Source organism: Bacillus sp. 179-C3.3 HS (assembly GCF_047229225.1).
Taxonomy (GTDB): domain Bacteria; phylum Bacillota; class Bacilli; order Bacillales; family Bacillaceae; genus Bacillus.
Window position 1 is genome coordinate 27235 of record NZ_JBFEFT010000014.1, and the last position, 21537, is coordinate 48771.

At 43.0% G+C, this 21537-nt stretch carries 13 protein-coding genes; 5 read left to right on the forward strand and 8 right to left on the reverse strand.

The features are described from left to right. Positions 1-7 precede the first annotated feature (7 nt). The 3 genes from AB1K80_RS10375 (at position 8) to AB1K80_RS10385 (ending at position 9544) form a co-directional block, all read left to right on the forward strand. The gene (locus AB1K80_RS10375) at positions 8-8209 is read left to right on the forward strand and encodes an amino acid adenylation domain-containing protein (protein ID WP_412856545.1); all 8202 of its coding nucleotides are present in this window, start codon (positions 8-10) and stop codon (positions 8207-8209) included. Positions 8210-8215: 6 nt separating this feature from the next. Beyond that, positions 8216-8956 carry a thioesterase II family protein gene (locus AB1K80_RS10380; protein ID WP_412856546.1) on the forward strand — a complete coding sequence of 247 codons (741 nt, stop codon included), beginning with the start codon at positions 8216-8218 and terminating at the stop codon, positions 8954-8956. Between the two features lie 75 nt (positions 8957-9031). Further along, the gene (locus AB1K80_RS10385; RefSeq protein ID WP_412856547.1) at positions 9032-9544 is read left to right on the forward strand and encodes a hypothetical protein; all 513 of its coding nucleotides are present in this window, start codon (positions 9032-9034) and stop codon (positions 9542-9544) included. Between the two features lie 173 nt (positions 9545-9717). Here AB1K80_RS10385 and AB1K80_RS10390 read toward each other — a convergent pair whose 3' ends face one another. The 5 genes from AB1K80_RS10390 to tcyA all read right to left on the reverse strand — a co-directional run bounded on the left by AB1K80_RS10390 (position 9718) and on the right by tcyA (position 13582). Continuing rightward, positions 9718-10410: a 4'-phosphopantetheinyl transferase family protein gene (locus AB1K80_RS10390; RefSeq protein WP_412856548.1), complete on the reverse strand. Its 693-nt coding sequence runs from the start codon at positions 10408-10410 to the stop codon at positions 9718-9720. Positions 10411-10542: 132 nt separating this feature from the next. Beyond that, positions 10543-11187, reverse strand: a complete 645-nt coding sequence (locus AB1K80_RS10395) for a YczE/YyaS/YitT family protein (protein ID WP_412856549.1) — start codon at positions 11185-11187, stop codon at positions 10543-10545. A gap of 144 nt (positions 11188-11331) precedes the next feature. Continuing rightward, positions 11332-12075: an amino acid ABC transporter ATP-binding protein gene (locus AB1K80_RS10400; RefSeq protein WP_412856550.1), complete on the reverse strand. Its 744-nt coding sequence runs from the start codon at positions 12073-12075 to the stop codon at positions 11332-11334. Between the two features lie 12 nt (positions 12076-12087). Next, on the reverse strand, positions 12088-12780 hold the full coding sequence (locus AB1K80_RS10405) for an amino acid ABC transporter permease (RefSeq protein WP_412856551.1): 693 nt from the start codon (positions 12778-12780) through the stop codon (positions 12088-12090). Further along, positions 12767-13582, reverse strand: coding sequence for a cystine ABC transporter substrate-binding lipoprotein TcyA (gene tcyA / locus AB1K80_RS10410; RefSeq protein ID WP_412856552.1), 816 nt, complete (start codon positions 13580-13582; stop codon positions 12767-12769). The genes AB1K80_RS10405 and tcyA overlap by 14 nt, the downstream gene beginning before the upstream one ends. Positions 13583-13902: 320 nt before the next feature. On the opposite strand from tcyA, the gene AB1K80_RS10415 reads away from it, so the two are divergent. Next, positions 13903-15336: an amino acid permease gene (locus tag AB1K80_RS10415; protein ID WP_412856553.1), complete on the forward strand. Its 1434-nt coding sequence runs from the start codon at positions 13903-13905 to the stop codon at positions 15334-15336. Between the two features lie 44 nt (positions 15337-15380). Here AB1K80_RS10415 and AB1K80_RS10420 read toward each other — a convergent pair whose 3' ends face one another. Then, on the reverse strand, positions 15381-16874 hold the full coding sequence (locus AB1K80_RS10420) for a peptide MFS transporter (RefSeq protein WP_412856554.1): 1494 nt from the start codon (positions 16872-16874) through the stop codon (positions 15381-15383). A 260-nt stretch (positions 16875-17134) separates the two neighbouring features. Here AB1K80_RS10420 and AB1K80_RS10425 point away from each other — a divergent pair, with 260 nt between their 5' ends. Next, a complete protein-coding gene (locus AB1K80_RS10425) occupies positions 17135-18925 on the forward strand; it encodes a right-handed parallel beta-helix repeat-containing protein (RefSeq protein ID WP_412856555.1) in 1791 nt (596 codons plus the stop codon). Positions 18926-19045: 120 nt separating this feature from the next. Here the strand turns inward: AB1K80_RS10425 and AB1K80_RS10430 are convergent, their stop codons facing one another. Next, positions 19046-19891: a GAF domain-containing protein gene (locus AB1K80_RS10430; protein ID WP_412856556.1), complete on the reverse strand. Its 846-nt coding sequence runs from the start codon at positions 19889-19891 to the stop codon at positions 19046-19048. A 150-nt stretch (positions 19892-20041) separates the two neighbouring features. After that, entirely contained in the window at positions 20042-21418 is a 1377-nt protein-coding gene (locus AB1K80_RS10435; RefSeq protein ID WP_412856557.1) for an aspartate kinase, read from the reverse strand. Positions 21419-21537 lie beyond the last annotated feature (119 nt).

Sequence of the window (21537 nt, forward strand, 5' to 3'; positions counted from 1 at the left end):
AGAAATCATGTTAGTCAGTAGACGAAAAGGAAACGCAGGAAACCATATCGTAAGAATCAATGGGAAACGAATAGATATCAAAGCTTTGGAACGGGACATGATGCTTCATTTTCAACAACTAGAAGAATGTGCCTTGATCCCGAAGAAAAATGGAGAGGGACACCTTTCGCTTGTGCTATTTGCACAGGCGAAGGACCCTTCGCTCACAAGAGAAGATTTGATGAAAGGGCCGCTTCAACCGCATGAAGTGCCATCAGCTCTCGTATTATTACCATCTTTGCCTAAAACTGAAAACGGCAAGATCGATACGGATGCATTGCTCTCTATTGATGTGTTAGACGAAGAGGAATTAAAAAAGATAGAAGAACGCATGAGAGCCAGTGAAGGTGTACAAGAGGCGGCGGTTGTCGTCGAAAGTCAGACAGAAAAACAGACGCCCTATCACCTTGATGATTTGTTCCCTGATAGGCTTCGCACTCAAGGAAATGTGCAATCCGTCAAGGAACAATCAATTCAAGAAGCGCCAACATCGATTCATGACAAACCACCGGCACTTGTGTACGGAGGAGATGTCAACGTAAAACCAGGCACACCTGTCACATTGACAGAGGCGCTGATCAGGGCAGCTTTTATGACACCTGATCATGGTGTGACCTACATCAAAGAAGGTGGAAAAGCTGTCACCCAGACGTATCCTGAACTGTTAACTGCCGCTGAACGTGTTCTCTCTGGGTTAAGATCGGCAGGTTTGACAAATGGCGATCAAGTTTTGCTCCAGTTGAAGGATCATCAAGATTTCATCACGGTTTTCTGGGGCTGTATACTCGGTGGAATCATCCCGACACCTGTTTCTGTGCCACCTGTTTATGATGAGACACATCAAGGGGTAAACAAGCTAAGAGGCGTGTTTCAGCTCCAAAATGAGCCGTTCATTATTACAAATGAGGCGAGTGTTGAGGATATCTCACGGTTACGGGAAACGTTTACCATTGGTGCGATTCCAATTTTAACAATTGAAACCTTGCTTGCATGTGAACCGGATGAACAACATTATGAGCCGGAGCCGGATGAGCCTGTATTGCAGCTGCTGTCTTCAGGAAGCACCGGGGTACCAAAATGTATTCGTCACAATCATCAAAGCCTTTTATCGAGAATGATTGCCTTTGAACAGGCGAATGGTTTTACACATCAAGATATATCGCTTAACTGGATGCCACTTGATCATGTTGGAGGCATCGTGATGTTCCATGTACACGACGTCTATCTATGCTGCCAGCAAATTAGCCCATCTATTGATCAATTCATTGAACGACCGATGATTTGGCTTGAATGGGTGGAGACCTATCGCGTGACTAGAACGTGGGCACCAAACTTTGCGTTTGCGATGATGAATGAATATGAAGAGGAGATTGGTCAAGGGAGCTGGGATTTGTCTTCTCTCACCTATATCATGAATGCGGCAGAAGCCGTTGTGCCGAAAGTGACGCAACGTTTCATGCACATCATGGGTCAGCATGGGCTAAGCCGTCACGCGATGGTCCCAGCTTATGGAATGTCAGAAACATCTTCAGCTATCGTCCAGTCAAAAGAATTTATGAGACGTGATGATGATGATGGACAGTTGACCATCGACCAAACGACATTAACGAGTGATATTCAATATGTGACGCACGATCATCCGCACAAGGTCACCTTTACAGAAGTAGGTACACCGATTCCTTCCGTATGGATACGAATCGTAGATGCGAATCACAATGTGCTGCCGGAAGATCAAGTGGGGCGCTTACAGGTGAAGAGTCCGACGATTATGATGGGCTACTATCAAAACGACGAAGCGAATCAAGAAGTTTTTGCAGAAAGTGGCTGGTTTCATACAGGAGATTTAGGGTTTATCCATGAAGGACGCCTCGTTCTAACAGGTCGAGAAAAGGATATCATTGTCATCAACGGAGCCAACTATTTGAATTATGAAATTGAAGCAGTGGTAGAAGAAATTGATGGGGTTGAAGTGACTTTTTCCGCCGCGTACGGTATTTATAATCCAGAATCAAGCAACGATACACTGGCTGTCTTTTTTGTCTCGCAAAAGGAATCGATCGAGGACAAGATCACCATCATTCAGCAAATCAGAGAGGCAATTATTCGAAAAATAGGCATTGAACCTGACCACATCATCCCGGTGGAAAAAGAACAATTCCCGAAAACTGAGAGTGGGAAAATCCAGCGTGCCCAGCTTGGTGCGGCACTCAAAGATGGCGTGTTCCATGACATTGAACGGGCGCTTGATGTTGCGTCAGAAAATGAACAAACGTTGCCGGATTGGTTTTTCAAACGCATTTGGACGAAAGAGGACATTCGTCCGGCTCAACCCATGTCCACTGATCACGTGCTCGTATTTGAGGATGAAAAAGGGCTTTATCAACAGGTTTATGCCCAATTTGAACAAATGAAACAATCCTATGTTTCTGTGAAAAAAGGACATGAGTTTTTACGCCTGGCAAAAGGCGTATATCAAATGAACCCGAGAATCAAGGGAGATTACGTACGGCTCATTGCGGCACTTGATGCGGATGAATTGGATATTCACCAAATGCTCCACATGTGGAATGTGACAGACAAAGAGGACATCGCTGACCCTGTCCAGCTGAAAGAGATGAATAGCAGCATCAATCTATCCATTTTGTATCTCTATCAAGCACTAAGACAAGAAAATAAAGCGCCGATGCGTCTTGTCGTTGTCTCAAAAGGCGGTCAATTTGTGAACCAAAGTGACGAGTTGCATGTTGAAAAAACAGCGCTTGGCGGTCTACTAAAAACCATCCCGCAAGAGTGGGAAGGGGCAGAAGTGTCTCATATTGATGTGGAAGCGGAGAATCTTGTTCAAGATGCGAAGCGCTTGACGGAAGAGCTGTCTGCCGTTCACATGCAAGCAGAGGTTGCCTATCGAAACGAGCATCGACTCATACCGAAGCTAGAAAAGGTAGATATGATGCAAGCGCCTCGAGCAGAAGGATTTTTAGAGTATGATGGCGTGTACTTGCTCACAGGTGGACTTGGAGGCATTGGGTTTGAGCTCTCTAAGCAGATGCTTCAATTTGGATTAAAGCTTGTATTAATCGGACGGAGATCTCTGAAAGAAGATGAGGAAAGATATCTAGCATTCTCTCAATTGAAAGGTCTTGGGGATGTCATCTATGTGCAAGCAGATGTGACCAACTTGTCAGAAGTAGAGCAAGCCATTTATGAGGGAGAGAAACATTGGGGACAGTCGATTCGTGGAGCCATTCATTTAGCCGGAGCAGGCAATGTCACAGAGCATTTCCAGCATGTTGACAAATATTCTCTAGCACATACAACAGAAGAAGATTATATGAAAGAGCTATCCGGAAAAGCAGACGGCGCATGGGTGTTACAAGAGGCGTTCAAACATGACCCGACAGCACCACTTATCTTTTTTGGATCAGTCAATGGCTTTTTTGGCGGAACGACGTTCGGCGCATACTCTGCGGCCAACAGCTTTTTAGACGGGCTCGCACACGCTCTCACCTTCCATGAAGGAAGAAGAGCCATCTGTTTAAACTTTAGTATGTGGGATAATGTTGGACTATCTAAAGGGCATACTGGTGCAGCGCTAACGGTTCGCAAAGGATTCCAGCTGATCGGGAAGAAGCAAGGCATGCATTCATTTTGTTTAGGTGTACGGCTGAATGCAGCGCACGTATTTATCGGTTTAGATGGAACAAATCAAGAAATCGCCAAACAACTACATCCCGTTCCGTTACCGCGCTTTGAAAGAAAGATTTTTTATACAGTACAGCCCGGTCAAACAGCGCAGCTTGATGACATCACACATAACACAGATGGTAACTGGGAGATCAGACAAGTGCCAGAGATGCCAAAAAGGCAAGATGGATCGATTGATTATATGACCTTAAAACAGCTCGATCACAAAACAGCGCAACAGACGGAAAAACAATTGCCGGACACAGAAACAGAGCAGGTGCTCGCGGCTATTTGGGAAGATATTTTAGATGTAGAACGTGTGTATAGAGAAGATCAATTTTTTGACCTTGGTGGTCATTCATTAAAGGCGACACAGACGATTTCTCGTATCAATCATGAGTTTTCAATCAAGGCCCCATTAAAAATCTTATTTGAAAGTCGGAATCTAGCACACTTGGCGCAAATGGTGGACGACATCAAAGGAGCGCCAGCTGTTAGTGAAACGAAGATTCCTAAGCTGGATAAGAGAACAAGCTATGAGCTTTCACATGCCCAACAGCGTATTTGGTTCTTATCTACATTGGAAAAGAGTCATCATTACAATATATTAGGTGCTTGGAAGCTGACAGGAAGCTTACACATCAAAGCGTTAACGAAGGCCATTGGGCTTTTAACGAAACGTCATGAAGCCTTGCGTGCAACATTCCAGTCCATTGGAGGCAAGCCGGTTCAACTGATTCGTGAGGACCTTCCGCCATCTGTGACGGTTGCCAATTTCTCTTTATTTAATGAGAAAACAAGAGCAAGAAGACTTGAACAGCTGATTCAACAAGAAGCGAACCGCATCTATGATTTAGAAAGAGGACCGCTTGCACAATGGACCATTGTCGACATGGGCAAGGACGAATATTACTTACTTTGTGCCCAGCATCATATCATTTCTGATGCATGGTCGCTAAGCCTGCTCATTCAAGAATTAGAGGTTGTCTATGAGGACTTAATAGCAGAGAGAGTGCCACAGCTCCCAGCGCTTCAGATAGAATGGACCGATTATATTCATTGGCAAAATGAACAATTACAGCATCACCAAGAGGATCAAGCTTATTGGCTGGACGTGTTACAAGGCGAGCTGCCGATATTAGAGCTGCCATTTGACCGCCCACGCCCGCCGATCCAAACGTTCAACGGAGCAACTGAACAAATCGTATTGGATGAACGTCTCGTCCGCCGATTACAGGCGTTGTCCAAGCAGCAAGGCACGACGCTGTTCATGACGATGCTGTCTGCCTATTATGTGCTGCTTCACAAACTGTCAGGGCAAACAGATATGATCGTTGGTTCACCGATTGCAGGACGTGACGTTGAACAATCAGAGAAGCTCGTTGGGATGTTTGTAAATACACTCGCATTGAGACAAGATGTATCAAAATCGGACACATTTGCAGATTTATTAGCAAACGTGAAAGACATGACATTAAGTGCTTTTGAACATCAGCATTACCCATTTGACAAGCTTGTGGATGACCTTTCAATTGATCGAGAATTAAGCCGATCACCGATCTTCCAAGTGGCGATGGGGTATGTGACAAACGCATTAGATGTCCATCTAAAAGGAGTAACGTCAGAAAGTGTCATGGTCAATCATACTGTCTCAAAATTCGATCTCACCTTGCATTTATTCGAACAAGAGGATCAGTTGTCCATACATGTGGAATATAACACCGATTTATTTGACCAAGAGACGATTCATCGTTATATGAATTATTATTTGCACCTGCTGGATGGCATGACGACTGAGCCGCATCAAACGTTTGCGGATTTTTGCTTAATGGACGAAGTGGAACAAAATGAGATGCTGATAGGGAAAAACCAAACGGACACGCCTTATCCAAAGCAAACACTTCAAGAACTGTTTGAGGAACAAGTTCAACAGAACCCGCATCGCATTGCTTTGTCGTATGTAGAGGAGCACATGACGTATCAAACATTGAACGAAGAAGCAACAAAGCTTGCGGCCTATTTACAATCCAAAGGGATTGGACCGGGATCACTTGTCCCAATGCTCTTTGACCGATCCATTGAGATGATTGTGTCTGTCATCGGAATCATTAAATCGGGCGCTGCTTATGTTCCAATGTCACCTGACTATCCGGATGCACGACTTCGCCTCATTGTGCGTGATACGAAAAGTGACGTCATCTTAACCCAGTCTCATCTTGCAGATCGCCTTGAAGGTCTTGCCAGCACCATCATTGAGATGGACAAATCTTTACCAGAGACAGACATGGTGTACCAAAAAGAAAAATCAATCATAGATGAACAACAACTCGCCTATGTGAATTACACATCAGGATCAACAGGCACGCCAAAAGGTGTCATGCTCCCGCATGCAGGAGTGATCCGTTTGGTGAAGGAAACCAACTATATTGAATTAGGCTCGGAAGATAAAATGCTTCAGCTATCAAACTATGCTTTTGATGCCTTTACATTTGAACTATGGGGAATGTTACTCAATGGCGGTCAGCTGATTCTCATTCCGAAATATGCCGCACTGAATATGGATGAATTGATGCGTCTCATCCAAGTACATCAAGTGACAGCCAACTGTCTTCCAACTGCACTATTCAACCGTCTCATTGAGCACGATCCAACGAGTGTAGCGGGCTACCGTACTTTACTTGTTGGCGGAGAAGCGATGTCTAGTGTGCATGCGAGAAAGGCTTTGCCACATATGAATGGTGTGTTAATTAACGCATATGGCCCAACAGAAAACACGACACTCGCGACGACCCATCAAGTCACACATGTGCCAGAAGATGCGAGATCGGTTCCAATTGGCATTCCAGTCGCAAACTCAACGGTCGTCATACTTGATGAATATCTCAAGCCAGTTCCAGTAGGTGTCAAAGGAGAAATCTATATCGGTGGAGCAGGACTTGCCAAAGGATATCTAAATGATCCAGAACGCACGCAGGAACGTTTTATTGACAATCCATTCAAGGCATTAAAGGGAGAAAAGCTGTATCGTTCAGGTGACCTCGGGAAATGGCGCTCAGACGGCAGTATCGAATACCTCGGCCGAAAAGATCATTTGGTGAAAATAAGAGGCTACCGCATTGAATGTGGAGAAATTGAGACAGCGTTGTTAAAACATCCACAAGTAAAAGAATGTACGGTCATTGCCAAAACATATGGCAGCTCAAAAAGGCTAGCGGCATACGTAGTGACAGATGGAGAAAAGCCTGTACCTAGCTTTAAAGCATTTTTACAGGAAAGCTTGCCGAGCTATATGATCCCAAGCTACTTTATTACACTTGATGCGATTCCAGTCACAACAAACGGAAAAGTCGATCAAAAAGCTTTACCAGAGCCAACCGAAATGGTTTCGTCTGACCGTCAAGATGACAAACCAACAACTGAAAACGAACAACGCATTGTCACTGCATTCCAAGAAGTGCTAGGGGTGAAACAAGTCGGCATCCATGACTCATTCTTCGATTTAGGTGGAGATTCGATTATGAGTATTCAAGTCGTTGCCAAACTGAAGGAACAAGGGCTACGTGTTGATCCAAAATGGATTTTTATGCACGCTGACCCAGCCCAGCTAGCCGCTTATATTGACACATTGCCAGAAGTTGGTGAACGGAAGGAAAGAGAGCCGAAGGACTATGTGATTGAGCTGAAAAAAGGCGACCCAGCTGAACCGAGGATCTTCTTTGCCCCACCTGCTGGAGGAACCGTGATGGGTTATATTGATGTCGCCAAGCTAATGACGCATCAAGGAGCGGTGTATGCCTTACAGTCTCCTGGCTTATATGAGGATGAAGAACCGCAATTCCTTCATTATACGGAGCTTGTGACCATTTTCATTGAAGCAATCGAGACATTTTACAGACCGGGGATCGACTTTTTAGCAGGGCACTCAATGGGCGGCCATCTTGCCTATGGAATGAATCAGCGACTCTGCCATGCAGGAAAAGCGCCGAAAGGACTCATCATTTTAGATACAGTTCCAGTACTAAGAGATGAAGCAGACCAAGCACTTCATGCAGATATGAACGAAGAAGAAGTGAAAATGCTCGCACTCGTCCTTGGCATGGGGAACCTTGTCGGCATCCAGCCAGAAGCATTACAAGGACTGAGCTTCCAAGAAGTGAAACAAAAAATACTCAAAAAAGCCGAAAAAGATGAAGTGGTTCATCAGTTTATGAATGATCACTATTTAGATAAATACTTACAAATGCAAACACATAATACGATCATGTCACAAGCCATTGAATTAGAGAAAGAACCATTCTCTGTCCCATTTTATATTGTAAAAAGCAGCGATCACGCCTTAGATTTCCAAGAGAAATTCACAGATTGGGAGGCGTATACAAGAGAGGCATGTACGTATTATCAAATCAAAGGTGACCATGTCACCATGATGAAGCGTCCTCAAGCTGATGAGCTTGCACACATTCTTCAACATATCGTAAAGGGGTAACAATCGATGAATCCATTATTTAAAACGTTTGAAAAAAAACCAGATCTCATTCAGCTGATTTGTGTACCTTTTGCAGGCGGATATTCCGCCTCATACCGTCCGCTCTTTGAACAGCTAAAGGACGTCGCCGAAATCACGGCAGCAGAGCCGCCAGGTCACGGAACCAATCTCATGCCGCTGATATCTAGTATTGATCGGCTAGCTGAATTGTACAAAGAAGGCTTAACAGGAAGATTACAACGACCCTTTCTTTTATTTGGTCATTCCATGGGAGGGCTTGTGGTTTACAGGCTGACACAAATGCTAGAAAAGGAAGGCATTCATCCAGCAGCAGTGATCATTTCAGCTGTACAGCCGCCTCAAACGAAAAGAAAGGTGTTAACCCACCTTTCGGATGAGGCATTTGTTCAGCATATTGCCGAAATGGGCGGAATCCCTAAGGAATTATTGGAGAATAAACCAATGATGGATTATTTCACTCCCTCATTACGGGCAGATTACCAAGCATTAGAAACCTTCCAGCATATCGACCAAACCATCATCGAATCACCTGTTTATTTACTAAATGGAAGACAAGATGAGAAATGCATAGAAGATGCCAGCGGTTGGCTACCATGGGCCAAAACCATCGAACGAACCGATTTCGATGGGGGACACATGTACATCAACACACACATCGAACAATTTTCAGAACATATGAGACAAATCATTGAACACACAGAAAGTCAGCAATTCATCAAAAGTTAAACAAAAAACGGCCCGCGTTTGGTGGGCCGTTTTTTTGATATAATTTTAATTCGAATCATGTAAGGAGGTTTGATGATGGAGAAATATAGTTATACGACACCGTTGGTAAAGGGGGTCAAAAAGGCATTCGACATAAATGACGAAAACGGCGTATCCAAAGCGAAAATCCAAAGATATTATCCTAATCGGCTAAATCGATTCATGGAACTATTTTTAACAGGTTGGGAGGTTCATTTAAAGGCGACCCAAGACGAGAAAGAATATCTCATCAAAGAACATTTCCATTGGAGAAAAAACGAATGGTCTATTTTTGAAAACAACTCAAAAATAGGAACCTTGACTGACATTCAGAAAATTGAATTTGGCGATACGAAGGAATTCTCGATTCAAGGTAAAAAATATGTCTATCTGGATAAAGCACTACAAACCCAAACTCTCATTCAAGATGAAGAAAACAATGTGATTGCCGTGATTGATTATAACCGATTTGACTTATCTCGAAAAAAGGAAATCGCCGTGTATCGTAATGACATCGCACTCTCTTTGTTGGTCTGCATTGACTATGTTTCAACTCTAAAGAGGACATGATACGTTAGAGTTTTGATTTACATATTTCTCAACACATAAACCACAGTGTTGTTCGTTTTTCACAAGTGGACATAAGCATTCCTTCAACTTTTCCTTAGATCGAGGCTAACATCCCACCCTATTGAGTCCATTTACAAGTTGTATCGAGATCGCAACAATATGCTTCCCGCTTTTCAAAAACGGGACAGCACATCAGCACAGGTCAGGATCTCTATATTCTCAGGTAAAACCGAATCCCTCGTGCAAACAGCCATTTGATAGGCAGGATCAAGGGAGTATGTACGAATCAAGCAAGGTGCCTCGTGATCAGGCAATATCAATGAAGCCTGTCCATCGGCTGTCAGACGGGCGGTAAAGGACGAGAGATCGTAGGATAGTCCCTTTCCTGTCAGCTTGATAAATGCCTCCTTCATTGACCATAGCTGAAAGAAATAGGCCTCTTGTTTTTCAGCAGGCTGTGAGAGAAGATCTGCGTATTCATCTGGCGAAAAAAACCGTTTGGCAATCGCGAGGTCAATGGGCTTCATCTCTTCAATATCAATACCGACGGGTGCAGCATCGACTGCACACACAACCCAATCGCCCGAATGAGAAAGATTAAAGTGAAAGGAATCGATCTGTGAGACGAATGGTTTGCCATTTTCCTCTGTCTCAAAAGCAATCTGATCGATGGGCATGGCATACTTGTCAGAGATGATGTGACGAACCAACACTTCACCTAACAGTGTTCGTCTGGCATCTATGAGAAATCGAAACCGTTCAGCCGCCGCCTGTTTTTTAGGTGACACAAAGGGTTTCAGCTGGTCTATTTGTTTTCGTGCCTCTTTTTCATGTAAATGTTGTAATTGTATGGCGATTAGCTTCATCATGAACCTCAGTTTTTACATTTATTGTACCATCTGATGATCACCTGTGACACATTGATTTCAATCAAAGGGAAATTCCGGAAGGGAAATTTGGGCATAAAAAAAAGCCATTCTCTGTAGAATCGCTTTTTCTTATCGTGGAAGGGTTTGAACTGGTTTCTCTGCTGTTTTTGTAATAAGCAGCTGCAAGAGCCATGTCGATTGAGGCAAGGAGAAACGAAGTACAAGCCCTGTAAAGATGGCTGTTAAAAGGGTTCCAATTCCGATGGGCCCACCGAGCATCCAGGCAAGTAAGAGCACTGTTAATTCAATCCCATTACGAACCCACTGTACGTTCAACCCTGTTTTAGCTGATATGAGTAGCATTAATGAATCCCTTGGTCCAGCACCAAGATTCGCTGACACATAAATGCCGACACCATAACCAGAAACAACAACGCCTGTCATAAAGACATATAGAGCCGGTAAATACCCATGTGGCGCAGGTAATACGGCATTAAAGAAATCAATAAACACACCGATTAGCACCATGTTCAATAAAGCGCCAATCTTTGGCAATGACTTCGTAAAAACAGATGTCAGTGTCAAAATGATGGCACCGATAATGATGGACCACTGTCCAATTGTTAGTCCGAAGTGCTGAAATAGTCCGTAATGAAAAGCGTCCCAAGGGCCAATCCCGAGGATCTTGCCTTTCACTGTCAATGATAGTCCGAAAGCCAATACAATCAATCCAAAAAAATAAAAAAACCAACGTAAAAGATGTTCCCGCTTCAAAAGCTTTCCCTTCTTTCTTCAACACTCAATGACCATCGTACCATACTCTCACGCCCCTTTAAATGCCTTTGCCTATTGTAATCGCTTACTTAAATGGAGGTAAAAAAAGGCTATTTTCCCATGGTGAGAAAATAGCCTTTTTAATCAAACTGGATTCAAAATTCGGTTTAAGAATTGTTTTGTTCGCTCTTCCTTTGGTTGTTTGAAAATCTCCTCAGGAGGTCCTTGTTCAACAATGACACCACCATCTATAAAGATCACTTCGTCTGCCACCTCTTGGGCAAACTTGATTTCATGTGTCACAACGACCATTGTCCATCCTTCTTTTGCAAGATCCTTCATGACCTTCAATACTTCTCCGACAAGCTCGGGATCAAGCGCTGAAGTCGGTTCATCAAAAAGCATCAGCTCTGGCTGAATCGCAAGCGCACGGGCAATGCCGACACGCTGCTTTTGTCCACCTGACAGCTGGAATGGATAAAGATCCTTTTTATCTTCAAGACCGACCTTTTGTAATAGCTGGATGGCTTCTTTTCGAACCGTTTCCTTCGGTCTGCGTTGCACCTGAACAGGACCTTCCATCACATTTTCAAGTACTGTGCGGTGTGGAAATAGGTGATAATCTTGAAACACCATGCCAGACTTACGGCGAAGCTTCAGCAGCTCAGCTTGTTTATTTTTTTGTGAAAAATCAATGGAAAAATCATCGAAGGTAAAGGAGCCGCTATTTGGTATTTCAAGTGCATTTAGACAGCGAAGCATAGTTGTTTTTCCAGAGCCTGAAGGGCCAAGGATCGCTACAACCTTTCCTTTGTTGATCGTGAAATCAATGGACTTTAAAATTTCAAGATCACCAAAGGATTTCGTTAAGCCTTTGACTGTTAGCATGTGGTTCCCTCCTTACCTTGCGACATATCGATCAAGTCTTTTTTCAATTTGATGTTGCACGAGTGAAAGAATGAAACAGAATACCCAATAAATCAGGGCTGCTTCCATATAAATAAACAAAATTTGATCCAAGTTTGCCGCAGCAATTTCCTGTGATTTACGGAAGAGCTCTGCGACGAGGATTTGTGATGCAAGTGACGTATCCTTCACTAAGCCAATAAATGAATTAGACAGTGGTGGGATGGACACACGCACAGCCTGCGGCAAAATGACACGGAAGAGCGTTTTGCGATAAGTCATCCCGATGGAATAACCAGCCTCCCATTGCCCTTTTGGAACAGAAAGGACAGATGCACGGATAATCTCCGAGGCATACGCACCTACGTTTAATGAAAAAGCAATAATAGCACTTGGATATGGATCAAGTGTGATATTAAATGTCGGAAAGAAATAGAAAATAATAAACAATTGCACAAAAAGCGGCGTTCCACGAACAGCCGACACATAAATGGAGAATATCCATCTGAGCACTTTAAACTTAGACATTCTAGCAAGAGCTGTTACAAGCGCAATGATAAGACCTAGAATAAAGGCAATAATGGCCAAGGGAATTGAATAATAAATTCCCTGGGTCACCATTGGCCAAAAAGATTGTTGAAGAAGATCCCACGGAATGACGACTCCTAGGGTATTACTTTGAAACATCTTCACCAAACCATTTTTCAGAAATCTTAGCGAGTGTACCGTCATCTTTCATTTCTTTTAATGCACCATTCACTTTGTCAACGACTTCGCCGCTGCCTTTTCTGAAGGCAAAGTGAGTTTCTTGAGGATCTCCTGTTTCAAATGCAACTTTTAGGTTTTTATTACCGCTTGTTTTTAAGTAGTTCAATACAGCTAGTTTGTCATTGAATGTAAGATCGGCACGACCTTGCTGAATCAATTGAATGGCTTGTGCAAGACCTTCAATCCCTTCAATTTGAGCGCCTGCATCTTTTGCAAGTGTATTATAGTTACTTGTTAATGATTGTGCTGCTTTTTTCCCTTTGACATCAGCTAGTTCTTTGATATCGTTATTATCTGATTTTGTGACAACAATTGCTTGAGATGTTGTGTATTTATCAGAGAAATCATATTGTTTTTCACGACCAGTTTTACCAACTTGGTTTGCGACCACATCAAAACGTTTTGCATTAAGTCCAGCAAACATACTGTCCCATTGAGTTTCTTTGAATTCTGGTTTCAGATCAAGGCGTTTTGCTACCTCTGTAATAACCTCTACATCATAACCAGTTAATTTGTCTGTCTTTTTGTCATGGAATGTAAAAGGAGCATAAGTACCTTCAGTTCCAATCGTTAAAACACCTTTTTCTTTGATGGATTTCCATAGGTCACCTGATTCTTTAGACTCAGATGATTGGTTCGCGCTATCGTTTGCAGCAGATCCACAAGCAGTGATCAATGCAAAGCAAGCACCTAATATGATGGCAAAGAACATCTTTTTCATTTTATTCCCCACTTTTCTTGTTGGTATTTACAACTTATGATCTTACAGAGAAGCAACCTAAAAGTAAAGCATTTGAAGTTATCTTGAGCGAATCTTTTTAACTTTATGCCCTCAACTCATTTCTTTCAAACCTCATCCTTTGTGAAAACCGATAGGATTTATTTGTGTGAACATTACTAAAATAAAGACTTTGAAAGAGTGACCATAGAAGGAAGCATATTTATAATAAAAGATGTATAATTAGTAAGTTGTTTTAATGTTTGAATGACATGGAGACATGTTTTGATAGAAGAGCATCTTAGATGAAGGAGGACATCATTGTGGGTGTTGGTCAACATCAGCCTGAACAATTGAAAAGGGCGATGACTTCCCGCCATTTATTTATGATTTCACTTGGCGGTGTCATTGGGACAGGCTTTTTCTTAGGAACGGGCTTTACGATTGGACAAGCAGGTCCAGTTGGCGCCGTTCTTTCTTATATTGTGGGCGGATTCATTATGTATTTAACCATGTTATGTCTTGGGGAGCTATCAGTCGCACTGCCTGTGTCTGGATCGTTTCATACGTATGCAACGAAATTTGTGAGTCCAGCGGTTGGATTTGCTGTCGGCTGGATTTATTGGCTTGGATGGGCGGCAACTGTCGCGTTTGAATTCTTATCAGCGGGACTTGTGATGAGGCGCTGGTTCCCTGAAGTAGATGTATGGATTTGGTGTTTGGTGTTTGGGCTCTTTCTGTTCTTATTAAATGCCTTATCTGTGAAAGCGTTCGGTGAGTCGGAATTTTTCTTCTCAACCATTAAGATTGTCGCCATCTTATTATTCATTGGACTCGGTGGAGCTGCCATGTTTGGTTTGATTCAAACCACTGGAGGAGAGCCTGCACCATATTTTAGTCATTTTGTTAGTGATGGTCTGTTTCCAAATGGATTCCTCGCAGTTGTCATTACAATGATCACGGTGAATTTTGCCTTTCAAGGGACAGAGCTCATCGGGATTGCGGCGGGGGAAAGTGAAAACCCTGAGAAAACTGTCCCTCGTTCTATCCATCAGACGGTTTGGCGTACACTTGTCTTTTTTGTTTTATCTGTGTTCGTGTTAGCGGGTATGGTGCCCTGGAAGGAAGCCAGTGTGCTCGAAAGCCCTTTTGTCACAGTGTTTGAGAGAACAGGGATTCCTTTTGCGGCAGACATCATGAACTTTGTGATTTTAATTGCGCTCATATCTGTTGCAAACTCTGGTTTGTATGCATCGACAAGGATGCTGTACTCCTTATCAAAGGAAGGGATGGCAGGAAAGGCGTTCAGTCGTGTGAATCAGCGCGGCATCCCAATGAATGCTTTGCTGCTCACCTTCTTGTTTACAGGTATTTCGCTTTTATCTGGTTTCTTTGCAGAGGAAACCGTCTTTGTCTGGATCGTATCAATCGCCGGCATGAGTGCCCAGGCTGGCTGGATCACGATTACAGTATCACAGCTGCTTTTCCGCAGAAAGTATTTAAAAGCTGGTGGCAAGCTGGAAAACTTAAAGTTTAAAACACCATTCTATCCGGTACTGCCGATCATTGCGATTACGCTCAATACGATTGTGTTAATGAGTCTTGCCTTTGATTCAGAGCAACGCATCGGGTTATATGTCGGCGTGCCACTGATGATCATTGGTTATATTGTTTATCATCGCTATGTGAAGAAGCATCAGGTGAAAAGTGAACCGCTCAAATTGCACATTCACGGTGATGAAGAGATCCGTTTTTAAGGATAAAAAAGAAGCCATTCCCATTGGGAGGCTTCTTTTTTTATTTAATGTATCCCTTGCATGGCTTTCTTAATAAGAGGTGACACCACTATCATGACAACACACAAGACGATAGCAATCATGCCGATGATACCGAAATAGAGGGTTTCTGGCACTTTATCAAATAGTTTGACGACCTGTGCGTTGATTGCCTGTGCCATCGCATTTGAAAGGAACCAAAGGCTCATCGTTTGCGCGGAGAAGGCAGCAGGTGCAAGTTTCGTCGTCGCTGACAGACCAACTGGTGACAAACAAAGCTCCCCAATCACGACGAGGAAGAAGCTGAGGACAAGCCATAATGGGCTGACCAATGTGTTTGGACCAGACATGTATGCAGGAATGATCATAATGATAAAGGACAACCCTGCAAATAGAAGACCAAGTGAGAACTTAATCGGGGTAGATGGCTGTTTTTTGCCAAGTCTGACCCATAACCAAGCAAAGACTGGTGACAGTAGCACGATAAAGATCGGATTCAATGATTGGAACCAAGATGATGCCAGTGTGATCCCTAGGAAATTCAAGTCTGTTCGTTGATCCGCATATGTGGCTAAAATGTTTGAGCCTTGTTCTTGGATGGCCCAGAACATCACCGCAGCAATGAATAAAGGGATATACGCCAATACTCTCGATTGCTCCACTTTGCTTGTTTTTTTACTGAAATACATCACAACAAAATAAACAATCGGAATGGCGACCCCAAGAATACTAACAAACCAAGTGAAGAGATCGATGGTTAGACGACCAGTTTGAATGCCGATGACTGCAAAAACAGCCATAATCAAGACAATCAACGTACCGAAAATCTTAAAGTTCTTTCGCTCAGTAGGAGACAGCGGGTTTGTCACATAAGTCCCGGCAAGACCAAGGTTCGGCTTTTTCGTGATCACAAACGTAATCAATCCAACGAGCATACCAAAAGCAGCGATGGAGAAGCCAAGGTGGAAATTCACTTTTTGACCGAGTGTTCCGACAATTAACGGCGCAATGAAGCCCCCCATATTAATCCCCATGTAAAAAATACTAAATCCAGAATCACGGCGATTGTCCGCTTTTGAGTAGAGGTCACCGACCATATTGGAGACGTTAGGCTTTAGAAGACCTGTCCCAATGATAATGAGTCCCATACTAATAAAGAGAGCCGTGGCTCCGCCTGGCAGTCCTAAAATGACATGCCCCAGCATAATGAAGACTCCGCCATAAAAAACCGAACTAGACGAACCGAATACCCGGTCGGCGAGCCATCCACCGATTACGCCTGACATATAAACAAGCGCACCGTACACAGACATGATCGAATTGGCTGTGGTTTGATCAAACCCTAGACCGCCTTTGGTCACCTCTGTGTACATATAATAAATAAGCAATGCGCGCATTCCATAGTAAGAAAAACGCTCCCAAAATTCAGTGAAAAACAGTGTATAAAGTCCCTTAGGATGTCCGAAGAATCCTTTTTGAGGAACACTTTTCACAATTTTATCATGATCAATTGTAGACATTGGCATAGATCCTTTCTTAAAAAGACGATATGAGAAAATGATATTCTTGTATAGTACTTGTGTCAATATATAACTATTCTAAAATGGGGAAATATTAGTTCGATAGGTTTTTAGACCTAAAAGTGCCAAATGTCGCACGTCTATGGAGATTTGAAACGTTATTTCCATAAAATTTAAATCAAATGCAAGACATTGTACAAGCAAATTCCTTTCACACGCATAGGATGACGAGTGGACATGTGTGAAAGGAGGGAATTCAGTTGGATGAATGGAATGAAATCAATCTAAAGAAACCCGTTGTCAATGTATTAGATTTTGGCGTCATCGCTGATGGCAAAACAGACTGTACTGAAAAACTAAACGAGTGTTTAAAATGGACGAAGGCGCAAGGCTACTCTCATGTTTGGCTACCCAGTGGAACGTATCTGATCGATGCGGTATCGAAAGTAAATTCGTTTTTCCCTTTCAGGCAAGCAGGCATACAAGTGCCGAGTCATATATGTATTGACATGGCATCAGATGCCGTGATTCAAGTGAAACCAAATGATTCGTGGGGATATGCTGCCTTTTATATAGGGGAGGTGGAGCATGTGACCATTCGCGGCGGTCGGATTGAAGGTGATCGCGATGCACATGTGTACAAGTCTTTTCCTCCTGAAAGGAAAACCCATGAATGGGGATTTGGCGTCTGCATTGAAGGGGCTTCACATGTGAATATCCATCACATGCAGATGACTCACTTTACAGGAGATGGCATGATTGTCAGTCCGCTTGGTTTATTGTCAAATATTGAATCATACTCACCAGCGAAGTCCATTCACATTTCTGGTTGCACGATCACAGATTCAAGACGGAATAATATCTCGATTACCGGATGCGATGGCGTGGTGGTTGAAAATTGTTTGCTTGAAAGAGCTGGAGTGAATGGGGTCGAGCCGAGGATGGGAATTGATATTGAAGGATACGGTGAAAATGAAACCAACTTCGAAGAGCCGCTGAATATTCTCATCAAAAATAACATTGTGCGAGGTGGAGCTGCTAGCGCCATCTATAACTTCAACGGCTACGGGGTGATCATTGAAGGCAACCAAACAGACAGCAGCATCTCGTATGGCTTCGGAACCGAAACGATTATTGCGAATAATTTGATCCGTTCGAGGGGAGGGAGCGTGACAAAAGCAGGGATCACTAGCTTAGGTGTCTCGTTAGATCGAACTGAAAATAACGTGATCATCATTGGCAATATGATCGAAGGGTTTGAAAAGGGTATTGATGTGAGGGGAGACAGTGTTCAAATCACAGGGAATAAAATTAGTTTTTTTGAAGATGCGGCCATTTCCGTTTACATGGCTAATCGCGTATTGATCGATGGGAATCATATTGAATCAGGTACAAATCCAACAATCAGAAGTGCATCGCTGCGTATTGAACAATCAGATAGTGTGGTTTTTTCGAATAATACGATCTATTCCGTCATTGATGCGGCGATTGTGAGAGGAACCAATATCCTCATCCAGCACAACCAATTCAAAGAGTTTAGTAGGGGTATATGGGTGCAGGAAGGAGAAGTAGGGATCAATGGCAATCACTTTAATCAAGAAGATCAAACACCACTCACACCCTCGTATACGATCAGCATCACAGGAAATGCAAAGGCTTTCATTTGGAGGAACCGTTTCAAGCACTATGAAAATTACGCTGTTTATAGCAACACAACGGGTTCGTTAGAGGTGAAAGACAACTCCTTTGAAGAAACACCCTTATTTGTCGTCATGTATATTAAAAATGGCTCACCACAAATTGGAGATAACCGCTTTTATTTAAACCGTGCCATAGGACAGCCGACTGCCATTTTTATTGACCAAGCCACATCCGCTCGTGTGTTACGTAACAATATCATCAATCTCTCTCCGCAAAAAGCCATCGCTGTTCGTACGTTGTCTTCAACTCATTCAGTCATTGCCCATAACTTGTTAGAGCGCAGTCAACTGCTGACGCATTCAAGTGATCGCCTGATCGGAAATATAGATGTTGACACAGCACCACAGTAGGGAGAATTTTTCATTTTTCTTCCATCACGTTGAAAGAGGACTAAAATAAAATCATTTTAGCCCTTTGTCTATGATCATGAGCTCATCCTATACGATGAGTTTTTTTATTTCCAAAACGGATTAATTCTTTTTCGTAAAAGTTAACCCGATGTGTGCCAATGCTTGTGGCAAATCTTTTCGAATGGTAATGTCTTTGAATGAAATATGCGACTGAATGGCACTTAACGCAAGGTCTTGCTTGATGCCAGTTAAAACGGCAGAAATCCCTAACAACCTTAACGTTTGTGCATAGCTGACCAAATAGTGAATGCTTTGTTCATTTAGGCGTTTTGTTCCTGATACATCAATGACCAAATGCGAGAGCGATAATCGATAACTTTCCTGCAAAATGGTTTCTAAAATGTGCTGTGCCCTTGTTTCTTCAATATCACCAAGGAGTGGAAGCACCGCCACACCATCAACAACAGGAACGATCGGGACAGATAGATGCTGAATCTGCCGGTTCGCACGATCGAGCTCAAGGACATAGCTCAACAATGAAGCCATCGTTTCAAACATATGGATATGCTCTTCTGTGAATTGTTGCGGTCTGTGATCTAGTCCGCAAATGGTTCCGTAATTCGATCCGTCCGTAAAATCAATCGGGACGCCAATAAATGAGCCGCCTTCAAGCCCTTTTGTCACTTCTAAATACTTTGATCGTTCGTCTACTTGAATATCTGGAATCACGAGCGTATGTTGATGATCGACGGCTAGCTTGCAAAACGTCTTCTCAAAAGGGAGTTCATCCCCTTCTTCAACGAGCTGTTCGTTATGATTAAACACTTTGACAATGCGATTGGTCTGTTGATCATTTTTGGCAATAAACAACGTATTGACATCAATGAATTCACTCATCATGTTTAATATACTAGTGGACGCATCATGGAAATTGCGAAACTGTTTTAATAGTTGTTGACGAGGCATGGGTTAGGACTCCTTGTAAGCTCCGACGATAGACCGGAACAATAGTTAATGTGTTACTATCATACATAATCAAACGAGAAATAGATATACTTTCATGTGCTGACATCACGAGCAAAAAGACTGCCGATGCGAGATCTGGCAGTCTATCTATTAAATGGAGACAGGTGTCGTAGACATGGAGAAAAATTCTTCATACAATGCCCGAACGGCTTCTTTTTCTTGGGCCGCTTTGACACCAAACATCATGCTGACCTCTGAAGAGCCTTGGTTAATCATTTCAATATTCACCTTTGCTTTTGACAACGCTTTTGCCGCTCTTGCTGTCGTTCCCACGTTATGCCGCATGGCTTCTCCTACAACCATGATGAGGGAGAGGTTTCGCTCTAAAATGACTTCATCTGCCTCAAGGACCGATGTCAAACGGTCTAAAAGCTCCTGCTCAATGTGTTGCTCTTCTAATTGATTTTGTCTCAAAATAATCGTCATATCATCAATGCCAGAAGGAACATGCTCATAAGTGAGACCGTATTCTTCTAATGTTTGCAGCACTTTACGTCCGAATCCGACTTCTCGGTTCATCAAATATTTACTAATATAAATGCTACAAAAACCGTTGTCTGATGCGATACCAACAACAGGTCCGTTTGTATGGTCCCGCTGATTGACGATTCTTGTCCCTTTGGCTGATGGGTTATTGGTGTTTTTAATCTGAACCAGAATCCCTGCCCGGAAAGCTGGAATGAGGGCTTCATCATGGAAGACAGAAAATCCAGCATAAGATAGCTCTCTCATTTCTCGATACGTGAGTTCCGTGATTTCCTTCGGTGCGTGTACGATGGTCGGATTCACGGCATAGACAGCATCCACATCTGTGAAATTTTCATACACCTCTGCTTTAAGACCATTCGCCAAAATAGACCCTGTAATATCCGATCCGCTTCGAGAAAAAGTCACGATATCACCAGCGAGACTAAAACCGAAAAAGCCAGGGAAGATCAAAATGCCAGACCGTTCTCTTAATTTGTACAAATTCTCATATGACTGTGGAAGTACTTGCGCTTGACCAGGTTCATCGCTGACGAATAAGCCAGCATCTTTCGGATTCACATAATGCGCCTCCACCCCTTGATGGCGGAAATAGGCGGCAATCAGTTTTGCATTGTTATCTTCACCGCTTGCCTTTATCGCATCAAGATAGCGCTCGGGATGTGATGTGTCAGCACTTAATAGCGTATCTAAATCCTGACGGATGGTGTCGATGATCTCATGACCTAGTTCGAGTTCGTCGGCAATTGCGGCATATCGTTCAATGACTGCTTCCTGTTGTTCACGTGCCTCACCTAAGCGTAAATATTGTTCACCGCAACTAATTAAAAGATCAGTCACCTTTGTATCCGTTGAATGCCGTTTTCCTGGTGCGGAAACAACGACTGCTTTTCGAGCTGGATCTGCTGTGACAATGTCAAATACCTTTTGCAGCTGCTTGCCAGACGCAAGCGAGCTGCCACCAAATTTCACGACCTTCAATGTATACATCTCCTATAGTAGAAATTTTCTCACAAATTGAATGTTTCTATTATCAACTCTTTTAGCAAAATTATCAAGGATTTTCTTCGTGGTGAGAACAATTGTATTTTTGGAGAGGA

Bases quoted from the DNA above. Each gene is read 5' to 3' on its own strand.
- AB1K80_RS10385 (WP_412856547.1), top strand. From the start codon at position 9,032: ATGGAGAAATATAGTTATACGACACCGTTGGTAAAGGGGGTCAAAAAG.
- AB1K80_RS10420 (WP_412856554.1), bottom strand. From the start codon at position 16,874: ATGTCTACAATTGATCATGATAAAATTGTGAAAAGTGTTCCTCAAAAA.
- AB1K80_RS10375 (WP_412856545.1), top strand. From the start codon at position 8: ATGTTAGTCAGTAGACGAAAAGGAAACGCAGGAAACCATATCGTAAGA.
- AB1K80_RS10430 (WP_412856556.1), bottom strand. From the start codon at position 19,891: ATGCCTCGTCAACAACTATTAAAACAGTTTCGCAATTTCCATGATGCG.
- AB1K80_RS10405 (WP_412856551.1), bottom strand. From the start codon at position 12,780: ATGTTTCAAAGTAATACCCTAGGAGTCGTCATTCCGTGGGATCTTCTT.
- AB1K80_RS10390 (WP_412856548.1), bottom strand. From the start codon at position 10,410: ATGAAGCTAATCGCCATACAATTACAACATTTACATGAAAAAGAGGCA.
- AB1K80_RS10400 (WP_412856550.1), bottom strand. From the start codon at position 12,075: ATGCTAACAGTCAAAGGCTTAACGAAATCCTTTGGTGATCTTGAAATT.
- AB1K80_RS10380 (WP_412856546.1), top strand. From the start codon at position 8,216: ATGAATCCATTATTTAAAACGTTTGAAAAAAAACCAGATCTCATTCAG.
- tcyA (WP_412856552.1), bottom strand. From the start codon at position 13,582: ATGAAAAAGATGTTCTTTGCCATCATATTAGGTGCTTGCTTTGCATTG.